The following is a 20,093-nucleotide window of genomic DNA, read 5'->3' as shown; positions in this document are numbered from 1 at the left end:
ATATAGCATTACCCCAAGATCAACCTCGGGATCGGTGCTTGCTTCCCGCCCCCCCCGGGCGTTAACCGCGCTGTCGCCAGAAGTTACCCGGAGTGATCCCGATGAAGACCCGTGCCGCCGTCGCGTTCGAGGCGAAGAAGCCGCTCGAGATCGTCGAACTCGACCTCGAGGGACCGAAGGCCGGCGAGGTTCTGGTCGAGATCATGGCGACCGGCATCTGCCACACCGACGCCTATACGCTCGACGGCCTCGACAGCGAGGGATTGTTCCCGAGCGTGCTGGGCCACGAGGGCGCGGGGATCGTGCGCGAGGTGGGCGCGGGCGTCACCAGCGTCGCGCCCGGCGACCACGTCATCCCGCTCTACACGCCCGAATGCCGCCAGTGTAAATCCTGCCTCAGCGGCAAGACCAACCTGTGCACCGCGATCCGCGCGACGCAGGGCAAGGGGCTGATGCCCGACGGCACGACGCGGTTCAGCTACAAGGGGCAGCCGATCTTCCACTATATGGGGTGTTCGACCTTCTCGAACTTCACGGTGCTGCCCGAGATCGCGGTGGCGAAGATCCGGCCCGACGCGCCGTTCGACACCAGCTGCTACGTCGGCTGCGGCGTCACCACCGGCGTCGGTGCGGTCGTCCACACCGCCAAGGTGCAGCCGGGCGACACCGTCGTCGTCTTCGGGCTGGGCGGCATCGGCCTCAACGTCATCCAGGGCGCGAAGCTGGCCGGCGCGAAGATGATCGTCGGCGTCGACATCAATCCCGACCGCGAGGACTGGGGCCGCCGCTTCGGCATGACCCATTTCGCCAATCCGAAGCTGGTCGGCGATATCGTTCCCCATATCGTCCAGCTGACCGACGGCGGCGCCGACTACAGCTTCGACGCGACCGGCAACACCGACGTGATGCGGCAGGCGCTGGAATGCTGCCATCGCGGCTGGGGCACGAGCATCGTCATCGGCGTCGCCGAGGCGGGCAAGGAGATCAGCACCCGCCCGTTCCAGCTGGTGACGGGACGCAACTGGCGCGGCACCGCGTTCGGCGGCGCGCGCGGGCGCACCGACACGCCGAAGATCGTGGACTGGTATATGGACGGCATGATCCAGATCGACCCGATGATTACCCACCGGCTGACGCTGGATGAGATCAACAAGGGGTTCGACCTGATGCACGCCGGCGAAAGCATTCGCAGCGTCGTGATCTATTGAGGAAAGAGCCCCCATGCTGGTGTTGTGCCAGACATGCTCCGGGTGACGCGACGGTCCGGTCCGGCATGCACGGACCATAACGATAAACAGGAGAGTGACTATGTTCAGCCATGTGATGATCGGCACCGACGATATGGATGCGTCGAAGGCCTTCTATGACGCGACCCTCGGTGCGCTCGGCATCAAGCCGGGGCGGAGCGATCCGCTGGGCCGCACCGTCTATATGAACGACGGCGGGCGGCTGATCCTGACCAGGCCGATCAACGGCGAGCCGGCCTGCCATGCCAATGGCGGGACGATCGGCTTCGCCGCCGCCTCTCCCGAGGCCGCCGAGGCATGGCATGCCGCCGGGCTCGCCGCGGGCGGCACCGCGATCGAGGACGCGCCGGGTGTGCGCCAGTCACCGTTCGGGCCGCTGTTCCTCGCCTATCTGCGCGATCCCGCGGGCAACAAGGTGTGCGCGATGCACCGCGTCGCCGCCTGATGACCGATGCGGCGCGCGCGCTGGTCCTGACGCTGACCTGCCAAGACCGGGTCGGCATCGTCGCGGCGGTGTCCGGCGCGCTCGCCGGGATCGACGGGTTCATCCTCGACAGCCAGCAATATGCCGATCTGGAGACGGGGCGCTTCTTCATGCGCGTCGTCTTCACAGGCGGCGGTGCGCGCTTCCCGGACGAGCCCGCGGCGGTGCGCGCGGCGCTGGCGCCGGTCGCGGCGACGTTCGGCTTCGACTGGGACCTCAACGCCAACGACGACCGGCCGCGCGTGCTGATCGCGGTGTCGAAGGGCTCGCATTGCCTTAACGATCTGCTCCACCGCTGGCAGACGGGCGCGCTGCCGGTCGAGATCGTCGGCGTGCTGTCCAATCACGATGCATTGCGCCCGCTGGTGCAATGGCACGGCCTGCCCTGGCACCACCTGCCGGTCACCGCCGACACCCGCGACCGACAGGAAGCGGCGATCGTCGCGCTGATGGCGGAGACGCGCGCCGATTATCTCGTGCTCGCCCGCTATATGCAGGTGCTCGGCCCCCGCCTCGTCGCGGCGGTCGAGGGGCGGTGCATCAACATCCATCACAGCTTCCTGCCCGGCTTCAAGGGCGCGCAACCCTATCACCGCGCGCATGCCCGCGGCGTCAAGCTGATCGGTGCGACCGCGCATTTCGTCACCGGCGAACTCGACGAAGGGCCGATCATCGAACAGGCGGTCGAGCGCGTCGATCACCGCGCGAGCGTCGACGACCTCATCCGCATCGGCCGCGACATCGAATCGCAGGTGCTCGCCCGCGCAGTCGCCTGGGTTGGCGAACGGCGCGTCTTCCTCAACGGCAACAGGACATTGGTGTTCAGATGACGATCGACACGGTTTCGACGGCGGCCGCCTATGGCGGCACGCAGGGCGTCTATACCCACGCCTCGACCGCGACGGGGACGCCGATGACCTTCTCGGTCTACGTGCCGCCGCACGAAGAGGGCGCCCGGCTGCCGGTGGTCTGGTATCTGTCGGGCCTCACCTGCACCCATGCCAACGTCACCGACAAGGGCGACTATCGCCGCGCATGCGCCGAGCTGGGGCTGATCTTCGTCGCGCCGGACACCTCGCCGCGCGGCGAGGGCGTGGCGGACGATCCCGCCTATGACTTCGGGCAGGGTGCGGGCTTCTACGTCGATGCGACGCAGGCGCCGTGGACGTCGCATTTCGGCATGCGGTCCTACGTCACCGAGGAACTGCCGGCGCTGATCGGCGAACACTTTCCCGCCGACATGACGCGCCAGTCGATCATGGGCCATTCGATGGGCGGCCATGGCGCGCTGACCATCGGGCTGACCTTCGCCGACCGGTTCCGCGCGGTGTCTGCATTCGCGCCGATCGTCGCGCCCTCGCAGGTGCCGTGGGGCGAAAAGGCGCTGGGCGGCTATCTGGGTACGGATCGCGCGGCATGGCGCGCGCACGACGCCGTGGCGCTGATCGAGGACGGCGCGCGGGTGCCGGCGCTGCTGGTCGATCAGGGCGATGCCGACCAGTTCCTCACCGAACAGCTGAAGCCCCGATTGCTCGCCGACGCCTGCGCCGCGGCGGGGATCGACCTGACGCTGCGGATGCAGCCGGGCTACGACCACAGTTATTATTTCATCGCGACGTTCATGGCCGATCACCTGCGCTGGCACGCGGAGCGGCTGGGGTAAGGCCGACCGCGTCAGGCCGGCTTCGCCAGCATCTTCTCCGCGCTGGTCTTCACGAAATCGGCGATCGGGCCGGACATCATCGCGAGCATCATCGGCACCTTGACGGTGCCGCCGACGTTCGCTTCGCCGATCACCATCTCGGCTGCGACCTTCTGACCCATCGCGACGATCGCCAGCGCGAGCGTGTCCGGCCCGGTCCAGTCCGCCTCCACCGTGCCGCCGCCGGGGATGTGCTGCGCCAGCTTGGGCAGCCCCGCCTCGATCCGGCGGCGCGCCTCGTCCTTGCCGAGGCCGTGGGGGATGTCGAACGGGATGTTGGCCATGATGGTCCTTCTTCTGTCAGCGACGGGTGATGGTGATATCGCCTGCCTTGCGCTGGTCGGGCAAGGTGAAGCTGAGCGTTCCCGCGGTCGCATCCACCTGCGCCGCCACGGTGCGGCGCGCCGCCGATACCGCGCCCTCGCCCGTCCAGCCATGGACGACGACGCGCAGCTGCTTCCACCACGGCGCATAGCGCCCCTGTCGCGCCGCGAAGCGCAGCGTCATGCCGGTGTCGCCGATCTGGCAGGTGATCGCCTGCCGCAGGAAGGCGCCGCGGGTATAGCCCATCGAATGGCCGTCGTCGGCATACAGGTCGCCGCGACAGTCGTCGCCGGGATAGACGTCGAGCTGCAACGGCCCGTCCGGCACCTGCGCGGTGCTCTGCACGAGCGGCTGGCGTGGCAGGATCGTGCCCGCACGCACGAACACCGGCAGCGTCTCGATCCGCGGCGTCACCGTCACCCGGTCGCCGAGCACTGTCGCCTGACCCGTGGCCTGCGTCGCCGACTGGATCTGGCCCGGCCCCGTCTGCTCCTGCGGTACGCCAGCGCGCTGGCCGGTCCAGTAATCGTACCAGCCGCCCGCCGGCAGGCACACGTCGTAATCGCGCGGCTGTTCGGGGTTGGGCGCGGGCGCGACGAGCAGCGAGCGGCCGAGCGTGAACGTCCAGGACTGGTCGCACGACATGCGCATCGCCGCGGGATAATCGTAGAAAACCGGGCGCAGGATCGGATCGCCGGTGCGCGCATTCTGCTCGGCCAGAGCATACAGATAGGGCATCAGCCGGTAGCGCTCCTCGATGAAGCGGCGGCGGATGGCGAGATGGTCTGGCGTACCGACCCATGGTTCCACCCGCGGCGTCCCCTTGGCGCTGTGGTTGCGGAACACCGGGTAGAAGGCGCCGATCTGATACCAGCGGGTCAGCAGGTCGGCGCCCGGCCCGCCCGCGAAGCCGCTGACGTCGGCGGCGCCATAGGAGAAGCCAGACAGGCCGAGGTTGATGATCTGCTGGATAGACAGCTTGAGGTGCTCCCAGGTCGCCAGATTGTCCCCTGTCCACGTCACTGAATAGCGCTGGCCACCGGCATAGCTCGCCCGCGTCATCACGAACGGCCGCTCGTCGGGCGCGAGCTTGCGCAGGCCGTCGTAGGTCGCTCGGGTATTCTCCATGCCGTAGACGTTGTGCACTTCGGCATGGGTGGCGGTGCGGCGGGCGAAATCGTCGCTGACGATGCGGTGGACGACGTCGTCGGGCATCGTCTTGGTCGGCGTTTCGAAGATCGCCGGCTCGTTCATGTCGTTCCACGCGCCGGCGACGCCCATCTTCACCTGGTCGGCGAACAGCCCGCCGAACCAGTCGCGCGTCGCCCCTTGCGTGAAGTCGGGAAAGACCGAGGGGCCGGGCCAGACCGGCGCGACATAGACCGAGCCGTCGGCACGACGGACGAACTCGTCGCGCTTGGTGCCGTCGTCATAAGGTGCATAGCCCTGCCCCTCCGCCTTGGCGATATGCATGTCGGTGATCGTCACCACCCGGAAGCCCTGCTGCTTCAGCGCGCCGATCATCCCCTTCATGTCGGGGAACGCCTTGGTATCGACGGTGAACGGCCGGTTGCGATCCTGCCAGTCGATGTCGAGCCACAGCACGTCGGTCGGCACACGTTCCTGCCGCAGCCGCGCCGCGACGCCGCGCAGTTCGTCGGCGGTCATGTAGCTGTAGCGCGACTGTTGATAACCCAGCGCCCATTGCGGCGTCAGCGGCGCCTTGCCGGTGAGGTCGGTGTAGCGGCGCACCACCTCGGCGGTGGTCGGGCCGGCAATGAGGTAATAGTCGACCGGCCCGTCCGGCCCGCCGAAGCTCAGCTCGCGGTCGTTGCGGTGGCCGAAGTCGAACCACGTCCGCCACGTATTGTCCAGGAACAGCCCATAGCTGCCCCCTGCCCCGCCAACACCGATGAAGAAGGGAATCGATTTGTAGATCGGATCGTCGCCGCTGCCGAAGCCATAGGCGTCGGTATTCCAGTGGACGAAGCTCTTGCCGCGACGGTCGAGCCCGCCGGTCTTGTCGCCCATGCCAAAATAATGCTCGGCCTGCGGCATCGCCTTCTTGAGCGTGAACGCCTTGCCGTCGAAGGCGATCGGCGCGACGTCTTCGGAGATGAGCGTGCCGGCGAGGTCCTCGACGCGCAGCCGACCGTCGGCGAGGAAGCGGACCCGCATCGCCCGGGTCGCGAAGCCGTCAGCGGCGGGGGTGACGGCGACGTGCTGCGCGCGCGTGTCTTTGTCGACCGCCCAGCTCGCATCCTCGGGCATCGTACCGCCGCGGGCGATGCGCACGCGCAGGATGCTGTCGGTGAGCGCGACGACGCGGACGGTGGCGTCGCCCTGCCGGGCCTCGGCGCCGTCGGCACGCGCGGTCACCTGCGCCTGCGCGATGGCAGGCATGGCGATCGTGGCAAGGGCCGTCATGGCCAGCAGCGTGGTCGCGCGCATCATCGTGTCTCTCCCGGTCTTGTTGGCCGGGGCTGTGCGCAGTCGCCCGGGCGGCGTCAATCGACCGGGACAGGGCATACGTATGCAGCGCCGGAATGACGGCACGCCCACGAGGAGGTGACGAAACCGCCGCGCCTCGCTAAGGCGCGCGCATGACCGAGATCACGCCCCAGATCGTCGCCGACCACGGCCTGTCCCCTGAAGAATATGAGCGCGTCCTGTCCGCGCTGGGCCGCACGCCGAACCTTGTCGAACTCGGCATCTTTTCGGTGATGTGGTCCGAGCATTGCAGCTACAAGTCGAGCCGCATCCACCTCAAGAAGCTGCCGACCGAAGGCCCGCAGGTGATCTGCGGCCCGGGCGAGAATGCCGGCGTGATCGACATCGGCGACAATCAAGCCGCGATCTTCAAGATGGAGAGCCACAACCACCCGTCGTATATCGAGCCCTATCAGGGCGCGGCGACCGGGGTCGGCGGCATCCTGCGCGACGTGTTCACGATGGGCGCGCGGCCGGTTGCCAACATGAATGCGCTGCGCTTCGGATCGCCCACGCACCCGAAGATGCGCCACCTCATCAGCGGCGTCGTCCACGGCATCGGCGGCTATGGCAATTGCGTCGGCGTGCCAACAGTGGGCGGCGAGGTCAATTTCCACCCCGCCTATGACGGCAACATTCTGGTCAACGCAATGACCGTCGGCGTCGCCGATCAGGACAAGATCTTCTATTCCGCCGCATCGGGCATCGGCAATCCGATCGTCTATGTCGGGTCGAAGACCGGCCGCGACGGCATCCACGGCGCGACGATGGCGTCGGCCGATTTCGGCGAGGATGCCGACGCCAAGCGCCCGACTGTTCAGGTCGGCGACCCCTTCACCGAAAAGCTGCTGATCGAGGCGTGCCTCGAGCTGATGGCGACCGACGTGATCGTCGCGATCCAGGACATGGGCGCGGCCGGCCTCACCTCGTCCAGCGTCGAGATGGCGTCGAAGGGCGGCGTCGGCATCGAACTGGTCATGGACGACGTGCCGCAGCGCGAAACCGGCATGACGCCGTACGAGATGATGCTCTCCGAATCGCAGGAGCGCATGCTGATGGTGCTGAAGCCCGGCCGCGAGGCGGAGGCGGAGGCGATCTTCACCAAGTGGGAGCTCGACTTCGCGGTGATCGGTCACGTCACCGATACCGAGCGGATGGTGCTGAAGTGGAAGGGCGAAGTCGTCTGCGACATCCCGCTCGGGCCGCTCGCCGACGAGGCGCCGCTGTACGACCGCCCGCACGTGCCGACGCCGCAGCCCGCGCCACTGGAGAACGTGCCCGAGAGCAACGACATCGCGCGCGACCTGCTGGTGCTGATGGGATCGCCCGACGTCGCCAGCCGCCGCTGGATCTGGGAGCAATACGATCACATGGTCGGCGCCGACACGGTGCAGGCACCGGGCGGCGACAGCGCCGTGGTCCGCGTCCACGGCACCGACAAGGCGTTGGCGATCACCACCGACTGCACGCCGCGCTATTGCTTCGCCGACCCGGTCGAGGGCGGCAAGCAGGCGGTGGCCGAGGCGTGGCGCAACCTGACCGCGGTCGGCGCGACGCCGCTGGCGATCACCAACTGCCTCAACTTCGCCAACCCGCAGCGGCCCGAGATCATGGGCCAGATCGTCGGCTGCCTCGACGGCATGGCACAGGCGTGTCGCGCCCTCGACTTCCCGATCGTCAGCGGCAACGTGTCGCTCTACAACGAATCGAAGGCGACCGGTGGCGGCAGCGCGATTCTGCCGACCCCGGCGATCGGCGGCGTCGGCCTGCTCCAGGACTGGACGAAGAACGCCACGATCGCATTCAAGGGCACCGGTGACATGATCCTCGTCGTGGGCACACGCGGCGGCCATCTCGGCCAGTCGCTATTCCTGCGCGAATGCCATGGCCGCGAGGAAGGTCCGCCGCCCCCGGTCGATCTCGACGCCGAGCGCCGGGCGGGCGACCTGATCCGCAGCGCGATCACCGAAGGGCAACTGTCGGCGGTGCATGACGTCTCCGATGGCGGTATCGCGGTGACGGTCGCCGAGATGGCGCTGGCCGGCGGGATCGGCGCGATGATCGACCGCAAGCAGCCCTTCGGCTGCGCGCGCTCCTTTTTCGCCGAGGATCAGGGCGTGTACGTCGTCACCGTGCAGGACCATGCGCTGCTCGACTTCCTCGGTGCGGCGCATGCCGCCGGCGTCGAGGCGGAGCCGCTCGGCCGGACCGGCGGCAAGCGGCTGATCTTCGAACGGCCCGACCGCGACGACGTGGTCGCGCTGGATGCGCTGCGGACCGCGCATGAGGGCTTCTTCCCGACGCTGATGGGAACCGACGCCGCGCTGGCATGACCGACTGCAGGGATTGCTGAGCCCGATTGCGACGAACCGTGCGCCGGCGACTGCGAATCAGTCGCATAATGACTTGCGAGCGCCTCGCATTAGCCCTACCAAGGGGCGAAGCGAAGGAGCATCCATGGTCGTCTGCGTCTGCAATGCCATCCGGGAATCCCAGGTCCGCGCCGCCGCGCGCAGCGGCTGCATGACGGCTTGCCAGGCGTATCAATCGCTTGGCTGCCAGCCGAAATGCGGACAGTGCACCGTGGTAGCGCGAGCCATTATCGATACGGAACGCGCTGCTGCATAACGTTCGCACTTCGTAAAAACCGCAGAAAACCGCCATTTTCGGGGTTGCCGCCCCCATGGTTTGACGCCTAGATCGGATCCGTAACGGACGATCCGAAAGGTGTTGGAGTCATGGCGATGAAGGGCGACCCGCGGGTCATCGAATTCTTGAACGAAGCGCTTAAGAACGAACTGACCGCAATCAATCAATATTGGCTCCATTACCGGATGCTCGACCATTGGGGCGTCTACAAGCTCGCCCAGTATGAGCGGATGGAGTCGATCGACGAGATGAAGCATGCCGACTGGCTGTCGGAGCGCATCCTGTTCCTCGACGGCCTGCCCAACTTCCAGCTGCTCGGTCGCCTGCGCATCGGCGAGACCGTCGAGGAAGTACTGAAGTCCGACCTCGCAATGGAGATGGAAGCGGTCGTCCAGCTGAAGGGCGCGATCGCCTATTGCGAAGAGGTCAAGGACTACATCAGCCGCGACCTGTTCGCGCGCATCCTCGCCAGCGAGGAAGAGCATGTCGATACGCTCGAACGCCAGTTCGAGATGATCGAGCGGATGGGCATTCACAATTACGTGCAGCTCAATTCGATCAGCGAGCATGATTCGCCCAAGTCGGGCGCGGCGCCCTATTTGAAGGGCTGATAGCTTGCGCATCGGGCGGCGGCGGCTAGGCTGTCGCCCGATGAGGGAGATCGTGACCTTGTCCGCCGTGGTCGCCTGCGTCGCGACCCCGGCAGCGGCGAATGAGCCGGACGGATTGCAGGAGCGCGTCGCCGAGATTTTGCGGCGAGCCGGCCCCGGCACCCGCTTCGGACTGGTCGTACTGGACGATGCGGGGCGCGAAATCGTCGCGATCGCGCCGGACGACCGCCTCGTCCCCGCCTCCAATACCAAGATCTTCACCACCGCCGCCGCCTTCGACGCGCTCGGCGACGTGACCGTGCCCGATGCCGCGGCGGGCGCGGCGGTGCGGCTGGAGGGCGAGGACGTGGTGTTGGAGGGGCATGGCGACGCGCGCCTGTCCAGCGCGGCGGATTGCGTACGCGACTGCCTCGCGACGCTGGCCGATGCGGTCGCTGCGCGCCGACGGACGGTGCGGAACGTCGTCGGCGACGACAGCCTGTTCCCCGATCAGCGCTGGAGCCCCGGCATGAGCTGGAACAACATCGGCACGCGTTCGGGCACCGCGACGTCGGCGCTGACGCTCGACGACAATGAGTGGCGCGTGACGGTGACGCCGAACCCGGCGGGCCGCGGGCCGGCGACGGTCGCCGCCCTGCCCTATCTCGCGATCGACAACCGCATCGACACCGGCACCCGGACACAGATCGCCTACAACCGGATGCCGGGCAGCCGCATGGTGCGGATCACCGGCACGGTCGCTGCGGCGGAGACGCTGCGGCTCGGGATCGACGATCCGGCCGATTATGCCGCGTGGCGGCTGAGGGCCCTGCTGGAGGCGCGCGGCGTACGTGTCACCGGCGCGGTACAGGTGCGGCATCGCAGCCTCGACGCCGGCGATGATCCTGCGGCACGTGGCGGTGCGCCGGTCGCGCAGCCGCCGGCGGTGGTCCCGCTCGCCCGTACGGTGCCAGCACCGCTGATCGAGGATCTGACCCTTACCAACAAGGCGAGCCAGAACCTGCACGCGGAGTTGCTCCTGCGCCGCATCGGGCGGGTGACGGGGAGCGGATCGATCGCGGATGGACAGGCGCGGGTGACGGCGATGTTGACGCAGGCGGGGGTCGAGCGATGGCGCTACGATTTCGCCGACGGGTCGGGCATGTCGAGCTACAACCGGGTCTCGCCACGCGGCGTCGCGCACTTCCTGCGCTGGACGCAGATGCAGGACTGGGGCGCGTCATGGCGCGCAACGCTACCGGTGGGCGGGATCGACGGCACGCTGCGGCGGCGGTTTGGGGGAACGGCGCTGGCGGGGAAGCTGTTCGCCAAGACCGGGACACTGAACGCAGCATCGGCATTGTCCGGCTTCATGACCGCGCGGAGTGGGCGAATTCTGGCGTTCGCCAGCTATGCCAACGATATGCCCGCGGACGGATCGGCCAATGCCGCGGTCGACGCCGCACTGCTGCTGATCGCCCGCGAGCGATAGGCGGGCGGCCCGGAAGCCGCCCGCACCTTCACCTCAACGGCACTTCACGTTGCCGCGATCGATCGACCGCCCCAGCACCGCGCCGCCGCCGGCGCCGAGCAGCGTGCCGAGCGTGCCGCCGCCGACCAGATTGCCGAGCACGCCGCCACCCAGCGCGCCGACGACGAGGCCGGTGGTGCCGTCGTTGCGCTTGCAATAGGCGCGGCCGTCGCGACCCTTGTAGATGCGGTCGTTGCGGCCGAGCCGGCGCTCGCGATGCTTGCCGGAGCGATAATGCTGCGAGGGTTCCCAGTTACGCCCCTTGTCGCCCTGCCAGCGATAGTCGCCGCGCTGCGCGACGGCGGCATCCATCGTCACGGGCGATGCCATCGCCACGGCGGCCAGAACGGCGAGCAATCCGGTCTTCATCGGTGTTCCTCCTGCAAGATGATGCAGGATAACCGAGGCGGCCGGATTTGGTTGCGATGACTGACCTATTTCGCCGGCGTACCGGGCTTCGCCTTGGTCTTGACCAGCCAAGGCTTGACGAGACCGGTCGGGCGCGGGGTGCCGGTGAGGCGGCGCGCGGCGACCAGCCGGATCGGGCGGAGCAGCATCTGCCCGCCCATGCCGCCGCCGGTCGGCAGCGCGAGGATGCGCTTCACCACCGGCATGCCCGATACGACATGGCCGAAGGCGGCATAGCCGGGGTAGCTGCCCTTCGCGTCCATGCTCGGCATCGCACCGACGGTGATGAAGAAATTGCCGCCCGCCGATCCCGCCTCCGCCCGGCGCGCCATCGATATGGTGCCGTCGAGATGCCTGACGCCGGTCATCGCGGTCGTCTCGAGCGGAAACGGCGGCAGGATGCGCCGCGCATCGGTACGGATGCCGCCCTGGATGAAGCCATAGGTCGGCGCGCTGCGGTTGCGCGCGGCGCGGTAGAAGCTCATCCCATCGAATCGCCTGTCGTCGACATAGCCCATGAAATTGGCGACCGTCCTCGGCGCCCGCCGCGCCTCCAGCGCGAGCACGATCGGCCCGTAGGGCGTGTCGAGCCGCACGCGGACGATCGCGGGGTCGCGCGGGGCGGCGGCGGGAGCGGCGCTGGCCAGCGCTGCGGCTGCGAGCAGGATCATCGAAAGGCGCATGGCCGACACCGCTATGCGGATGGCCGGCGGTGCGCAACTGCCTCGTATGGGTCTATGGTAGCGCTATGATTGTGCGAGACGAACGCTGGATTGCATATTTTGCAATTGCTCGAGCCCGTGCTGCGGTGCACAAAGACCCTGCCTTTCAGGCATCCTCTCCTAAAAACTTTCCGGCCGGTCTTTGACCGGCCTTTTTTTTGGGCGCAATCCGGCGTACAGACGCGCTGCCCAGAACGCGCCGTCAATGAGATATAGACGGAGTGGAGCCCGCCGGTAAGACCGGCACCGGCGCGTTGGGGCGCGGGGGATCGAGTCCACCGGCGTATCCGGATTCTCCCCCGCGGTTCCCATATCGACGACGGCTCCGGAGCGTCCGCATGCATATCGGCATCCTTGAAACCGGCGCGCCTCCGGGCGAACTTGCCCGCGCGCATGGCGACTACCCGTATATGGTCGCGCGGCTGCTCGGTCCTGACCATCGTTACAGCCGCTATGATGTCCGCGCTGGCGCCCTGCCCGCTGACGTGGGGGCATGCGACGCCTATGTCGTCACCGGGTCGCCCGCGGGGGTGAACGGCGGAATCGGCTGGGTCGACGCGCTGGCTGCATTCCTGCGCGCGGCACGCGGACGGCGGCGGCTGATCGGCATCTGTTTTGGGCATCAGGCGATCGCGCACGCCTTCGGCGGCACCGTGGCCAAGGCGCCGCAAGGCTGGGGGCTTGGCCTCACCCGCTACGATCTCGCCATTCCGGTGGCGGGGCTGGAGAGCGGCGTCGCGGCGATGGCGTCGCATCAGGATCAGGTCATACAGCCGCCGGCGGACGCACGAGTGCTGGCATCGAACGCGTTCACCCCCTGCGCAGCTCTTGCCTATACCGATGGCGATGCGCTGACGCTGCAATTCCACCCGGAGTTCGACGCGGACTACGGCCGCGCGCTGATCGGCGCGCACACTGCGCCCGACATCGATGAGTCTTTGCGTGTGATGGCGACGCACTCGCTCGACGGGCGCAGCGACAATGCGGCGATCGGCGCGTGGCTCAACCGCTATCTGGCGACCGGCTTGGCAGACTGAGCCCGGTCGAAAGCGGCGATCACCGCCTCGCCGACTGCGGGGCGCAGCGCGAAGATGCCGCTGTCGCGATGGCGGGTCGGATGGACGCGGTTGGTGAGCAATGTCCAGGCGAGTCCACGCTCGACATCGATCCACAGGCCGGTGCCGGTGAAGCCGGTATGGCCGATCGTTGCGTCCGAACAGGCATCGCCGCCCGGCCAGCCGGCAAAGCGCCGTTCCCAGCCGCAGGTCCGGTGGCCGTGCTGCCGCGCGAGGATCGCATCCAGCATCGCCGGCGACGCACCGCTGCCGTCAAGCAGGCCCTGCGCCGCGTCGAGCACGCCATCGACGGTGCCGAACAGCCCCGCATGACCCGCCGCACCGCCGAGCGCGGCAGCGTTTTCGTCATGCACTTCGCCGCGCAGGACCCGCCCGCGCCATGTGCATGCCTCGGTTGCGACTGCGGGGCCGGGCGGCGGGCCATAGCCGAGCCCTGGCGGCAGCGGCCAGCCGTCGAGGCCCCTCCCCGTGATCCGCTCGATCGCGATGCCGAGCAGGATGAAGTTGATGTCCGAATAGACCGGCGGCCCGGCCGGCCATGCGCGCTGTAAAACGAAGGCGCGCAGCCGCTGCGGATCGTCGCCATAGGTATAGATCGGCGCGACCGCTGGCAGATGGGTGGCATGCGACAGGCAGTCGCGAAAGGTCAGCCGCCGCTCCGCCGCATGGTCGACGTCATATTGGCGCAGGTCTGGGATGGCGTCGGTCAGCGGCCGGTCGAGGCCGATCCGCCCCTGATCCGCCAGCGTCAGGATTATCGTCGTCGTCGCGAGCACCTTGGTCAGCGAGGCGAGATCGAACCAGTGCGCGCGGGTGAGCGGTTCCGGCGCAGGGAGCAGCGCCGCCTGCCCCGCCACGCGTACCTCGCGCGCGCCGTCACGGGTGACGAGCCCCAATGTCGCGCCGGGCAGGCGCCCGTCGGAGACCGCCTCCGCAACGGGTGCGAAGGCATCGGCCAGCACCGGTTCGATCATGCGGCCGCATCCCGTGGCCGCAGCCGCGTCACCCACGGCAGCAGGGGGATCGCGGCGAGGCTGAGCGCGCCCGACAGCAGGAAGAAGCCGTCATAGCCGATCCGTGCCTGCATCGACCCGGAGGCCCCGGCAAGCAGCCGCGGCAACAGGAAGGCGAAGCCGGAGAGGAAGGCATATTGCGCGCCCGCATGGCGCGGATGGACGAGCATCGACAGATAGACGACGAACACCGCGCCGGCGAAGCCGTTGCCGAACTGGTCGAGCGCGGTGGCGGTATAGAGCACCAGCGTCCCCGCCGGCCGGTGCGCCAGCCAGACGAAGCCCCAATTGCCGATGGCCGCGAGCAGCGCGCCGAGCGCGAGCGTCCATCCCTGCCGCCAGCATGTCACCAGCCAGCCGCCCAGCGCCACCCCCGCCATGCTCGCCGCCAGCGCGACGACACCATCGGCGATGCCGATCGCGCGCAGGCTGTAGCCCGCCGCCTTGACCAGCGGCTTCGACAACGTGAGCGCGAGCACGTCGCCCATCCGGTACAGCGACACGAAGGCGAGCACCGCCAGCGCGCCATAGCCGTAGCGCCAGAACACATCGACATAGGGCCCGATCGCCGCCGACCGCCGCAGCGGATCGTCGGCCTGCGCCCGGCGGATGCGCGGCAGCGCGAGCGCCATCGCCACGAACGGCAGCAGGCAGAGCGCGAGCACGACCGGCGTCACGTTGCTACGCGCATCGATCCCGGCCGAGGCCGCGGCGCCGAGCACCAGCCAACCGACGACCGCGCTCGCCGCGGCGACGACGAGCAGGATCGCGACGCTGGCCAGCAGGCCGGTCGCGAGCGCGACGCCGCGCCCGCCGCCGCCGTCCGGATCAGGCCGCATCGCCGCGAGGATCGGGAACGGCGCGAAGGCGGCGATCGCGATCAGCAGATAGGCGGCGGTCCAGCCGGCGCCATCGGCGACGATCAGCGCGCCGCTGCCCGCCGCGACCATCGCGCTGCGATAGCCCCACAGGTTGGCGGCGACGATCGGGCCCTGCTCCGCCTCGCTCGGGGCGATCTCGATCCGCCACGCATCGGCAGCGACCTCCAGAGTCGTCGTCCAGAACGCCAGCAACACCGCCGCCAGCGCGGTCAGCGGCAGGCTCCGGTCGCCGCTGTTCGCCGCCAGCGCGACAAGCGAGGTGGCGATGCCGAGCTGTGCCAGCATGATCCACCCGCGCCGCTTGCCCCAATAGCGCCCGAACCCCGGTACCGCGACGCGGTCGAGCAGCGGCGCCCACAGGAACTTGCACGTCGGCAGCAGCGTGATCCAGGCGAAGAAGCCGATCACCACCAGCCCGACGCCATGCTGCGTCAGCCGCAGCGCGAGCACGGTCGAGAACATGTAGAAGGGCAAACCCGCCGAAAAGCCGAGCAGCCCGAACAGCAGCAGCCGCGCCGGCGCACGGTCGAGGCCGGTGGCGGATGGCGGTATATCGTGGGAAGCAACGCTGGCTGGGGGCATGAGGCGATCTGCGGGGGACGATGGCGGATCGTCCGCCGGGACGCGCCGTCAGTCAATCGCGGGATCGGCATGCCCCGCGATGCGGGTCCTCAGATCCCCGACATGCCGACGCCGATGCCCAGCACCGCCATCGCGATGACCGACATGGTGCCGGCAAGTGCGAACAGGCCCCACACGCCGCGCGCCGGGGCCGGCCCGGCAAGATCGCGCCGGACCGTGAGACAGCAATAGGCTGCGTTCCAGAGCAGCAGCAGGAACGTCGCGACGAACCAGATCACCATCATCGCAGGATCGCCCGCGCGATCCCGTCGATCAATGGCCCGCGGGCTTGCGGCCGAAGCCGCCACCGGCGGGACGGCGCGAGACGAGCGGATTGGCCTCGCGCTCCAGCAGGCCGAGCGTTTCGAAGAACAGCGGGCGCAGCCGCACGACATGCTCCAGCGCCTCCTCGCAGCTGTCCTGCCGCTCGACGCAGTCGCGCGCGATCTCCTCGATCGTCTCCGCGAGCGTGGCCAGTGGCTCGGCACCGAACTGGCGCGATTCGCCCTTCAGCGTGTGCGCGGGGATGACCATCGCGGCGGCGCTGTTGCTGCGCATCGCCTGTTCGATCGCCGCGACCGATTTGACGCCGTCCTCGCGGAAATAGCCGAGGATGCGCACGAACCCGGCGCCGAGCTCGCTCCGCGCCTTCGCGAAGGCCGCCCAATCCACCAACGTGCTGCCTTCGAACGACACTGCCATCTCCCCGGTTGACGGACGTCCCATCAAGGTTCGCAGGCACGATTACGCGAAAGCGGTAAACACGACGTTGCCGACGCCGCGTATCAATCCTTGTTGTCGAAAGGATTTTTAGGCGCGCGGAAGGTGATCCGGACCGGAACGGCACCGAATCCCAGTTCCTTGCGCATCGAATTCACCAGATAGCGCGCGTAACTTGCCGGCAGCTGGTCCACGCGGGTGCCAAAGATCACGAAGCTGGGCGGCCGCGTCTTGACCTGCGTCACGTAGCGCATCTTGATGCGCTTGCCGCCGGGGGCGGGCGGCGGGTTCGCCTCGATCGCGCGTTCGAACCAGCGGTTCATCTCGCCGGTGCCGACGCGCTTCGACCACGCCTCGCGCGTGTCGAAACACGCCTGGATAAGCTGGTCGATGCCCTTGCCCGTCGCCGCCGACACGGTCATCACGGTGACGCCCTTCACCTGGCTGAGCCCGTCCTCCAGCGCGCGCTTGACGCCGTTGAACAGCGACGAGGCGTTTTCGGCGACGTCCCATTTGTTGAGCGCGATGACGAGTGCGCGCCCTTCCTCCAGCACTTTGTCGGCGATGCGCAGGTCCTGCGCCTCCAGCCCCAGTGTCGCATCGAGCAGCAGCACGACGACCTCGGCGAAATCGACCGCGTGGAGCGCGTCGGCGACCGACATCCTCTCCAGCTTGTCCTGCACCTTGGCGCGCTTGCGCATGCCGGCGGTGTCGATCAGGCGCACCGGGCGCGGCTCCCCCTTCGGGTCCTGCCACAGCCAGTCGACCGCGATCGAATCACGGGTGATGCCGGCCTCGGGACCGGTAATCATCCGGTCCTCGCCGAGCATCCGGTTGATGAGCGTCGACTTGCCCGCATTCGGCCGCCCGACGATCGCGAGCTTCAGCGGCGCGTCGGGACGGTCGTCGTCCTCCTCCTCGGGCGTCTCGGCGAGCACGCGCTCGATATGCGGCAGCAGCGCCTCGAACAGGTCGCCCATGCCCTCGCCATGTTCGGCGGACAATTGCACCGGATCGCCGAAGCCGAGGCTGAGCGATTCGAGGATGCCCTGTTCGCCTGCCTTGCCCTCCGCCTTGTTGGCGACCAGCACGATCGGCGTGGTCGACTGGCGCAGCCAGCGGCCGATCTCCTCGTCCAGCGGCACGATGCCCGCGCGCGCGTCGAACAGGAACACCGCGACATCGGCCTGCCCCACCGCCGCCTCGGTCTGCAGGCGCATGCGGCCGGGCAGCGTCTGCGCGTCGTGATCCTCGTACCCGGCGGTGTCGATGACGCGGAAATCGAGGCCGATCAGATGCGCATCGCCCTCCCGCCGGTCGCGGGTGACGCCGGGCCGGTCGTCGACCAGCGCGAGCTTCTTGCCGACGAGGCGGTTGAACAGCGTCGACTTGCCGACATTGGGACGGCCGACGATCGCGACGGTGGGGAGACGGGACATGCCCGCGCTCCTAGAAGAAGTGGCGGGATAAGGGAATGGTGCGCCTGACGTCCTCCCCGGCACGGGGAGGACGCGGCGACATCAACCGATCACTTGTAGGCGGTGATCTTGCCCGACTGGCCGAGCGTGTACAGCGTGCCGTTGGCGACGATCGGCGGCAGTGCGAAGGCGTCCTTGGCATCGATCGTCGACACGACGCTGCCGTCGTTGGGCGAGGCGAACACGATCCGGCCGAGCGAATTCGTCATCACCAGCCGGTTGCCCGCCAGCACCGGGCCGAACCAGGTGACCTGCGGCCCCTTGTTCTTCTTCGCGTTCTTGAACCGCTGCAGCTGCGCGATCCAGCGCGCCTTGCCGTTCGACCGCGCGAGGCAGACGAGGCGGGCATCGTCGGTGACGACGAACAGCCATTCGCCCGCGATCCACGGCGTCGAGATGCCGGCGAAATTCTGCTCCCACAGGCGCTGGCCGGTGGCGAGGTCGAGGCTGACCATGCGACCGCCCTGCCCGACCGCGAAGACGCGGCCGTTGTCGATCACCGGCGCGGCGTCGATATCCGACAGGCTCGACACCGAGGTGGTGATCGAGGTGCGCGACAGCGCGTCGCCCCACAGCACGCGGCCGTTCTCGTAGCGATAGGCGTTGAGTTCGCCGCTGGAGAAGCCGGTGACGATGGTTCCCTGGCTGGCCGCGGGCGCCGCGACGCCGAACACGCCCTGCGTCTCCAGCGTGCCGGACTGCGCCCATTGCACCTTGCCGTCGCTCTGATCGAGCGCGAACACCTGATTGTCCTGGCTCTCGACATAGACGGAGCCGTTGGCGACCGTCGGCGCGCCGCGCAGCGGGCCGCCGGGCTTGGCGCGCCACACTTCCTTGCCGTCCGCCGCGTTGAACGCGACCACGTCGCCGAGGCCGTCGGAGGCGAAGACGCGGCCGTCCTCATAGCTGACGCCACCGCCGAAGCGCGCCGGGCGGTTCTGGTCGCCGCTGCTGACGCTCGCATCCCACAGCTTCGCGCCGGTATCCGCCGCGAAGGCATGCAGTCCCGCCTGCACGTCGACGACGAACAGCTTGTTGTCCGCCACCACCGGTGCCGCGCCCAGCCGCTCGCGTGGCGAGCCGCCGTTGATCGACGCCTGCCAGCGCCGCGTCGGCGCCTCGGCGAGCGCGAGCTGCCCCATCGACTTGGCCGCATTGCCGCCCGGCTGCGACCAGGCGTCGTTGGTGGTCGCCGCGGGCAGCGTCACCTGGATGTCGGCGATCGTCTTGTCCGCCTCGATCGCATTCTCGGAGGCGAGGATCGGCACGCGCTCGCCCACCGTCGGCGTCTTCTTGGGGCCACCGCCCTTGAAGATGCCGCACGCGGACAGCGCCATCAGCGCGGCCACCGCCACCGTGGCCCGATATGTCGTGGTCGCCCGATACTGGCTCATTGCGCGGGTGCTTCCTTGGATTGTGCGGCGGGGGCGCTGGCGGGGGTGACGACGCGGACGTTCGCGGCAGCATTCGCGCCATCCTCGACGCCCATCGCGCCGGCCATCTGAACGCTGCGTTGACGGATCGATTCGGGCACCGTCTCGTCCTTCGCCATCTGGCCGAACAGCTGTCCGGCAAGGTCCTTGCGGCCGCTGGCGAGATAGGCGATCGCCACCAGCTCGCCGGCGCTGCCGAAATAGGCGTTGCCCGTCACCGCCAGCGGCCGCAGCCGCTCGATGACCACCTGCGGCTTCAGCGTGTCGAATTCGGCGACGGTCTGGCGGATCAGCGCGAGGTCGCGGAACGGCTGGGCGATGCTGGTGTCGGCGGCGATCGCCGCGAACTTGGCGGCGGCGGCCTTGTCCTGCTTCTTGCTGAGCAGGATGTCCGCCTCGGTCATCAGCGCCAGCGCCTTGTAGCCGTCTCGGCCCGACGCGGCGATCGGCGCCAGCGTCTTGGCCGCCTGGTCCGGCTGGCTGTTGCCGAGCGCGTCATAGGCGGCCTGCAACTGTTCGCCCTCGACGCCCGCGGCCTCGGTGCGGCGATGCTGCCAGTAGAGGAACCCCGCGAAGGCGACGAGCGCCAGCACGATCGCGGCGATCGTCCAGCGGCCATAGCGTTCCCAGAACGTCATCAACTGGTCGCGGCGCAGCTCGTCGTCGACCTCGCGCAGGAACGCTTCGTTGTTTTGCGGCGTAAGGGCCAAGGAGGGCTCCGGAC

General features: G+C 68.5%; 20 protein-coding genes. 9 read left to right on the top strand and 11 right to left on the bottom strand.

What is annotated here, in order from left to right; all coding sequences use genetic code 11:
• Window positions 1–101 precede the first annotated feature (101 nt).
• The 4 genes from B2515_RS00855 (at window position 102) to fghA (ending at window position 3,394) form a co-directional block, all read left to right on the top strand.
• On the top strand, window positions 102–1,208 hold the full coding sequence (locus tag B2515_RS00855; RefSeq protein ID WP_293872692.1) for an S-(hydroxymethyl)glutathione dehydrogenase/class III alcohol dehydrogenase: 1,107 nt from the start codon (window positions 102–104) through the stop codon (window positions 1,206–1,208).
• Between the two features lie 100 nt (window positions 1,209–1,308).
• Entirely contained in the window at window positions 1,309–1,692 is a 384-nt protein-coding gene (locus tag B2515_RS00850) for a VOC family protein (RefSeq protein WP_293872691.1), read from the top strand.
• Window positions 1,692–2,561, top strand: a complete 870-nt coding sequence (gene purU / locus B2515_RS00845; protein ID WP_293872777.1) for a formyltetrahydrofolate deformylase — start codon at window positions 1,692–1,694, stop codon at window positions 2,559–2,561. Before B2515_RS00850 ends, purU begins: the two co-directional genes overlap by 1 nt.
• Window positions 2,558–3,394 (top strand): S-formylglutathione hydrolase, encoded by an 837-nt coding sequence (gene fghA / locus B2515_RS00840; RefSeq protein ID WP_293872690.1) that lies wholly within the window; start codon window positions 2,558–2,560, stop codon window positions 3,392–3,394. Before purU ends, fghA begins: the two co-directional genes overlap by 4 nt.
• 11 nt (window positions 3,395–3,405) lie before the next feature.
• Here fghA and B2515_RS00835 read toward each other — a convergent pair whose 3' ends face one another.
• Both B2515_RS00835 and B2515_RS00830 read right to left on the bottom strand, forming a co-directional pair.
• Window positions 3,406–3,717, bottom strand: a complete 312-nt coding sequence (locus tag B2515_RS00835) for a polyhydroxyalkanoic acid system family protein (RefSeq protein ID WP_293872689.1) — start codon at window positions 3,715–3,717, stop codon at window positions 3,406–3,408.
• Window positions 3,718–3,733: 16 nt separating this feature from the next.
• Window positions 3,734–6,211: a TIM-barrel domain-containing protein gene (locus tag B2515_RS00830; RefSeq protein WP_414711349.1), complete on the bottom strand. Its 2,478-nt coding sequence runs from the start codon at window positions 6,209–6,211 to the stop codon at window positions 3,734–3,736.
• Window positions 6,212–6,360: 149 nt separating this feature from the next.
• On the opposite strand from B2515_RS00830, the gene purL reads away from it, so the two are divergent.
• The 4 genes from purL to dacB all read left to right on the top strand — a co-directional run bounded on the left by purL (window position 6,361) and on the right by dacB (window position 10,978).
• Window positions 6,361–8,580 (top strand): phosphoribosylformylglycinamidine synthase subunit PurL, encoded by a 2,220-nt coding sequence (purL, locus tag B2515_RS00825; protein ID WP_293872688.1) that lies wholly within the window; start codon window positions 6,361–6,363, stop codon window positions 8,578–8,580.
• 124 nt (window positions 8,581–8,704) lie between these two features.
• A complete protein-coding gene (locus B2515_RS00820; RefSeq protein ID WP_293872687.1) occupies window positions 8,705–8,875 on the top strand; it encodes a (2Fe-2S)-binding protein in 171 nt (56 codons plus the stop codon).
• Between the two features lie 116 nt (window positions 8,876–8,991).
• Window positions 8,992–9,507 (top strand): bacterioferritin, encoded by a 516-nt coding sequence (gene bfr, locus B2515_RS00815; RefSeq protein ID WP_293872775.1) that lies wholly within the window; start codon window positions 8,992–8,994, stop codon window positions 9,505–9,507.
• Between the two features lie 40 nt (window positions 9,508–9,547).
• Window positions 9,548–10,978: a D-alanyl-D-alanine carboxypeptidase/D-alanyl-D-alanine endopeptidase gene (gene dacB / locus B2515_RS00810; RefSeq protein ID WP_293872686.1), complete on the top strand. Its 1,431-nt coding sequence runs from the start codon at window positions 9,548–9,550 to the stop codon at window positions 10,976–10,978.
• Between the two features lie 33 nt (window positions 10,979–11,011).
• Here dacB and B2515_RS00805 read toward each other — a convergent pair whose 3' ends face one another.
• Both B2515_RS00805 and B2515_RS00800 read right to left on the bottom strand, forming a co-directional pair.
• Window positions 11,012–11,386 carry a glycine zipper 2TM domain-containing protein gene (locus B2515_RS00805; protein ID WP_293872685.1) on the bottom strand — a complete coding sequence of 125 codons (375 nt, stop codon included), beginning with the start codon at window positions 11,384–11,386 and terminating at the stop codon, window positions 11,012–11,014.
• Between the two features lie 65 nt (window positions 11,387–11,451).
• Window positions 11,452–12,108: a peptidylprolyl isomerase gene (locus B2515_RS00800; RefSeq protein WP_293872684.1), complete on the bottom strand. Its 657-nt coding sequence runs from the start codon at window positions 12,106–12,108 to the stop codon at window positions 11,452–11,454.
• A 377-nt stretch (window positions 12,109–12,485) separates the two neighbouring features.
• On the opposite strand from B2515_RS00800, the gene B2515_RS00795 reads away from it, so the two are divergent.
• Complete coding sequence (locus tag B2515_RS00795; RefSeq protein WP_293872683.1) at window positions 12,486–13,184, top strand: type 1 glutamine amidotransferase; 699 nt, start codon at window positions 12,486–12,488, stop codon at window positions 13,182–13,184.
• On the opposite strand, the gene B2515_RS00790 is transcribed toward B2515_RS00795, so the two are convergent.
• The 7 genes from B2515_RS00790 to B2515_RS00760 form a co-directional block, all read right to left on the bottom strand.
• Window positions 13,157–14,197, bottom strand: coding sequence for a serine hydrolase domain-containing protein (locus B2515_RS00790; protein ID WP_293872682.1), 1,041 nt, complete (start codon window positions 14,195–14,197; stop codon window positions 13,157–13,159). The genes B2515_RS00795 and B2515_RS00790 overlap by 28 nt on opposite strands.
• Entirely contained in the window at window positions 14,194–15,699 is a 1,506-nt protein-coding gene (locus B2515_RS00785; protein ID WP_293872681.1) for a permease, read from the bottom strand. Before B2515_RS00785 ends, B2515_RS00790 begins: the two co-directional genes overlap by 4 nt.
• Window positions 15,700–15,788: 89 nt before the next feature.
• Window positions 15,789–15,983, bottom strand: coding sequence for a hypothetical protein (locus B2515_RS00780; RefSeq protein ID WP_293872680.1), 195 nt, complete (start codon window positions 15,981–15,983; stop codon window positions 15,789–15,791).
• A 28-nt stretch (window positions 15,984–16,011) separates the two neighbouring features.
• Window positions 16,012–16,440: an Hpt domain-containing protein gene (locus B2515_RS00775; protein ID WP_293872679.1), complete on the bottom strand. Its 429-nt coding sequence runs from the start codon at window positions 16,438–16,440 to the stop codon at window positions 16,012–16,014.
• An 83-nt stretch (window positions 16,441–16,523) separates the two neighbouring features.
• On the bottom strand, window positions 16,524–17,897 hold the full coding sequence (gene der, locus B2515_RS00770; RefSeq protein ID WP_293872678.1) for a ribosome biogenesis GTPase Der: 1,374 nt from the start codon (window positions 17,895–17,897) through the stop codon (window positions 16,524–16,526).
• A gap of 89 nt (window positions 17,898–17,986) precedes the next feature.
• Window positions 17,987–19,330, bottom strand: a complete 1,344-nt coding sequence (locus B2515_RS00765; RefSeq protein WP_293872677.1) for a PQQ-binding-like beta-propeller repeat protein — start codon at window positions 19,328–19,330, stop codon at window positions 17,987–17,989.
• Window positions 19,327–20,079: a tetratricopeptide repeat protein gene (locus B2515_RS00760; protein WP_293872676.1), complete on the bottom strand. Its 753-nt coding sequence runs from the start codon at window positions 20,077–20,079 to the stop codon at window positions 19,327–19,329. The genes B2515_RS00765 and B2515_RS00760 overlap by 4 nt, the downstream gene beginning before the upstream one ends.
• Between the last annotated feature and the right edge of the window lie 14 nt (window positions 20,080–20,093).

It is taken from the genome of Sphingomonas sp. UBA978, from assembly GCF_002292295.1.
Lineage (GTDB): Bacteria > Pseudomonadota > Alphaproteobacteria > Sphingomonadales > Sphingomonadaceae > Sphingomonas.
The sequence above is the reverse complement of the archived record's forward strand: the minus strand, read 5'-3'. Positions and strand labels throughout refer to the sequence as shown.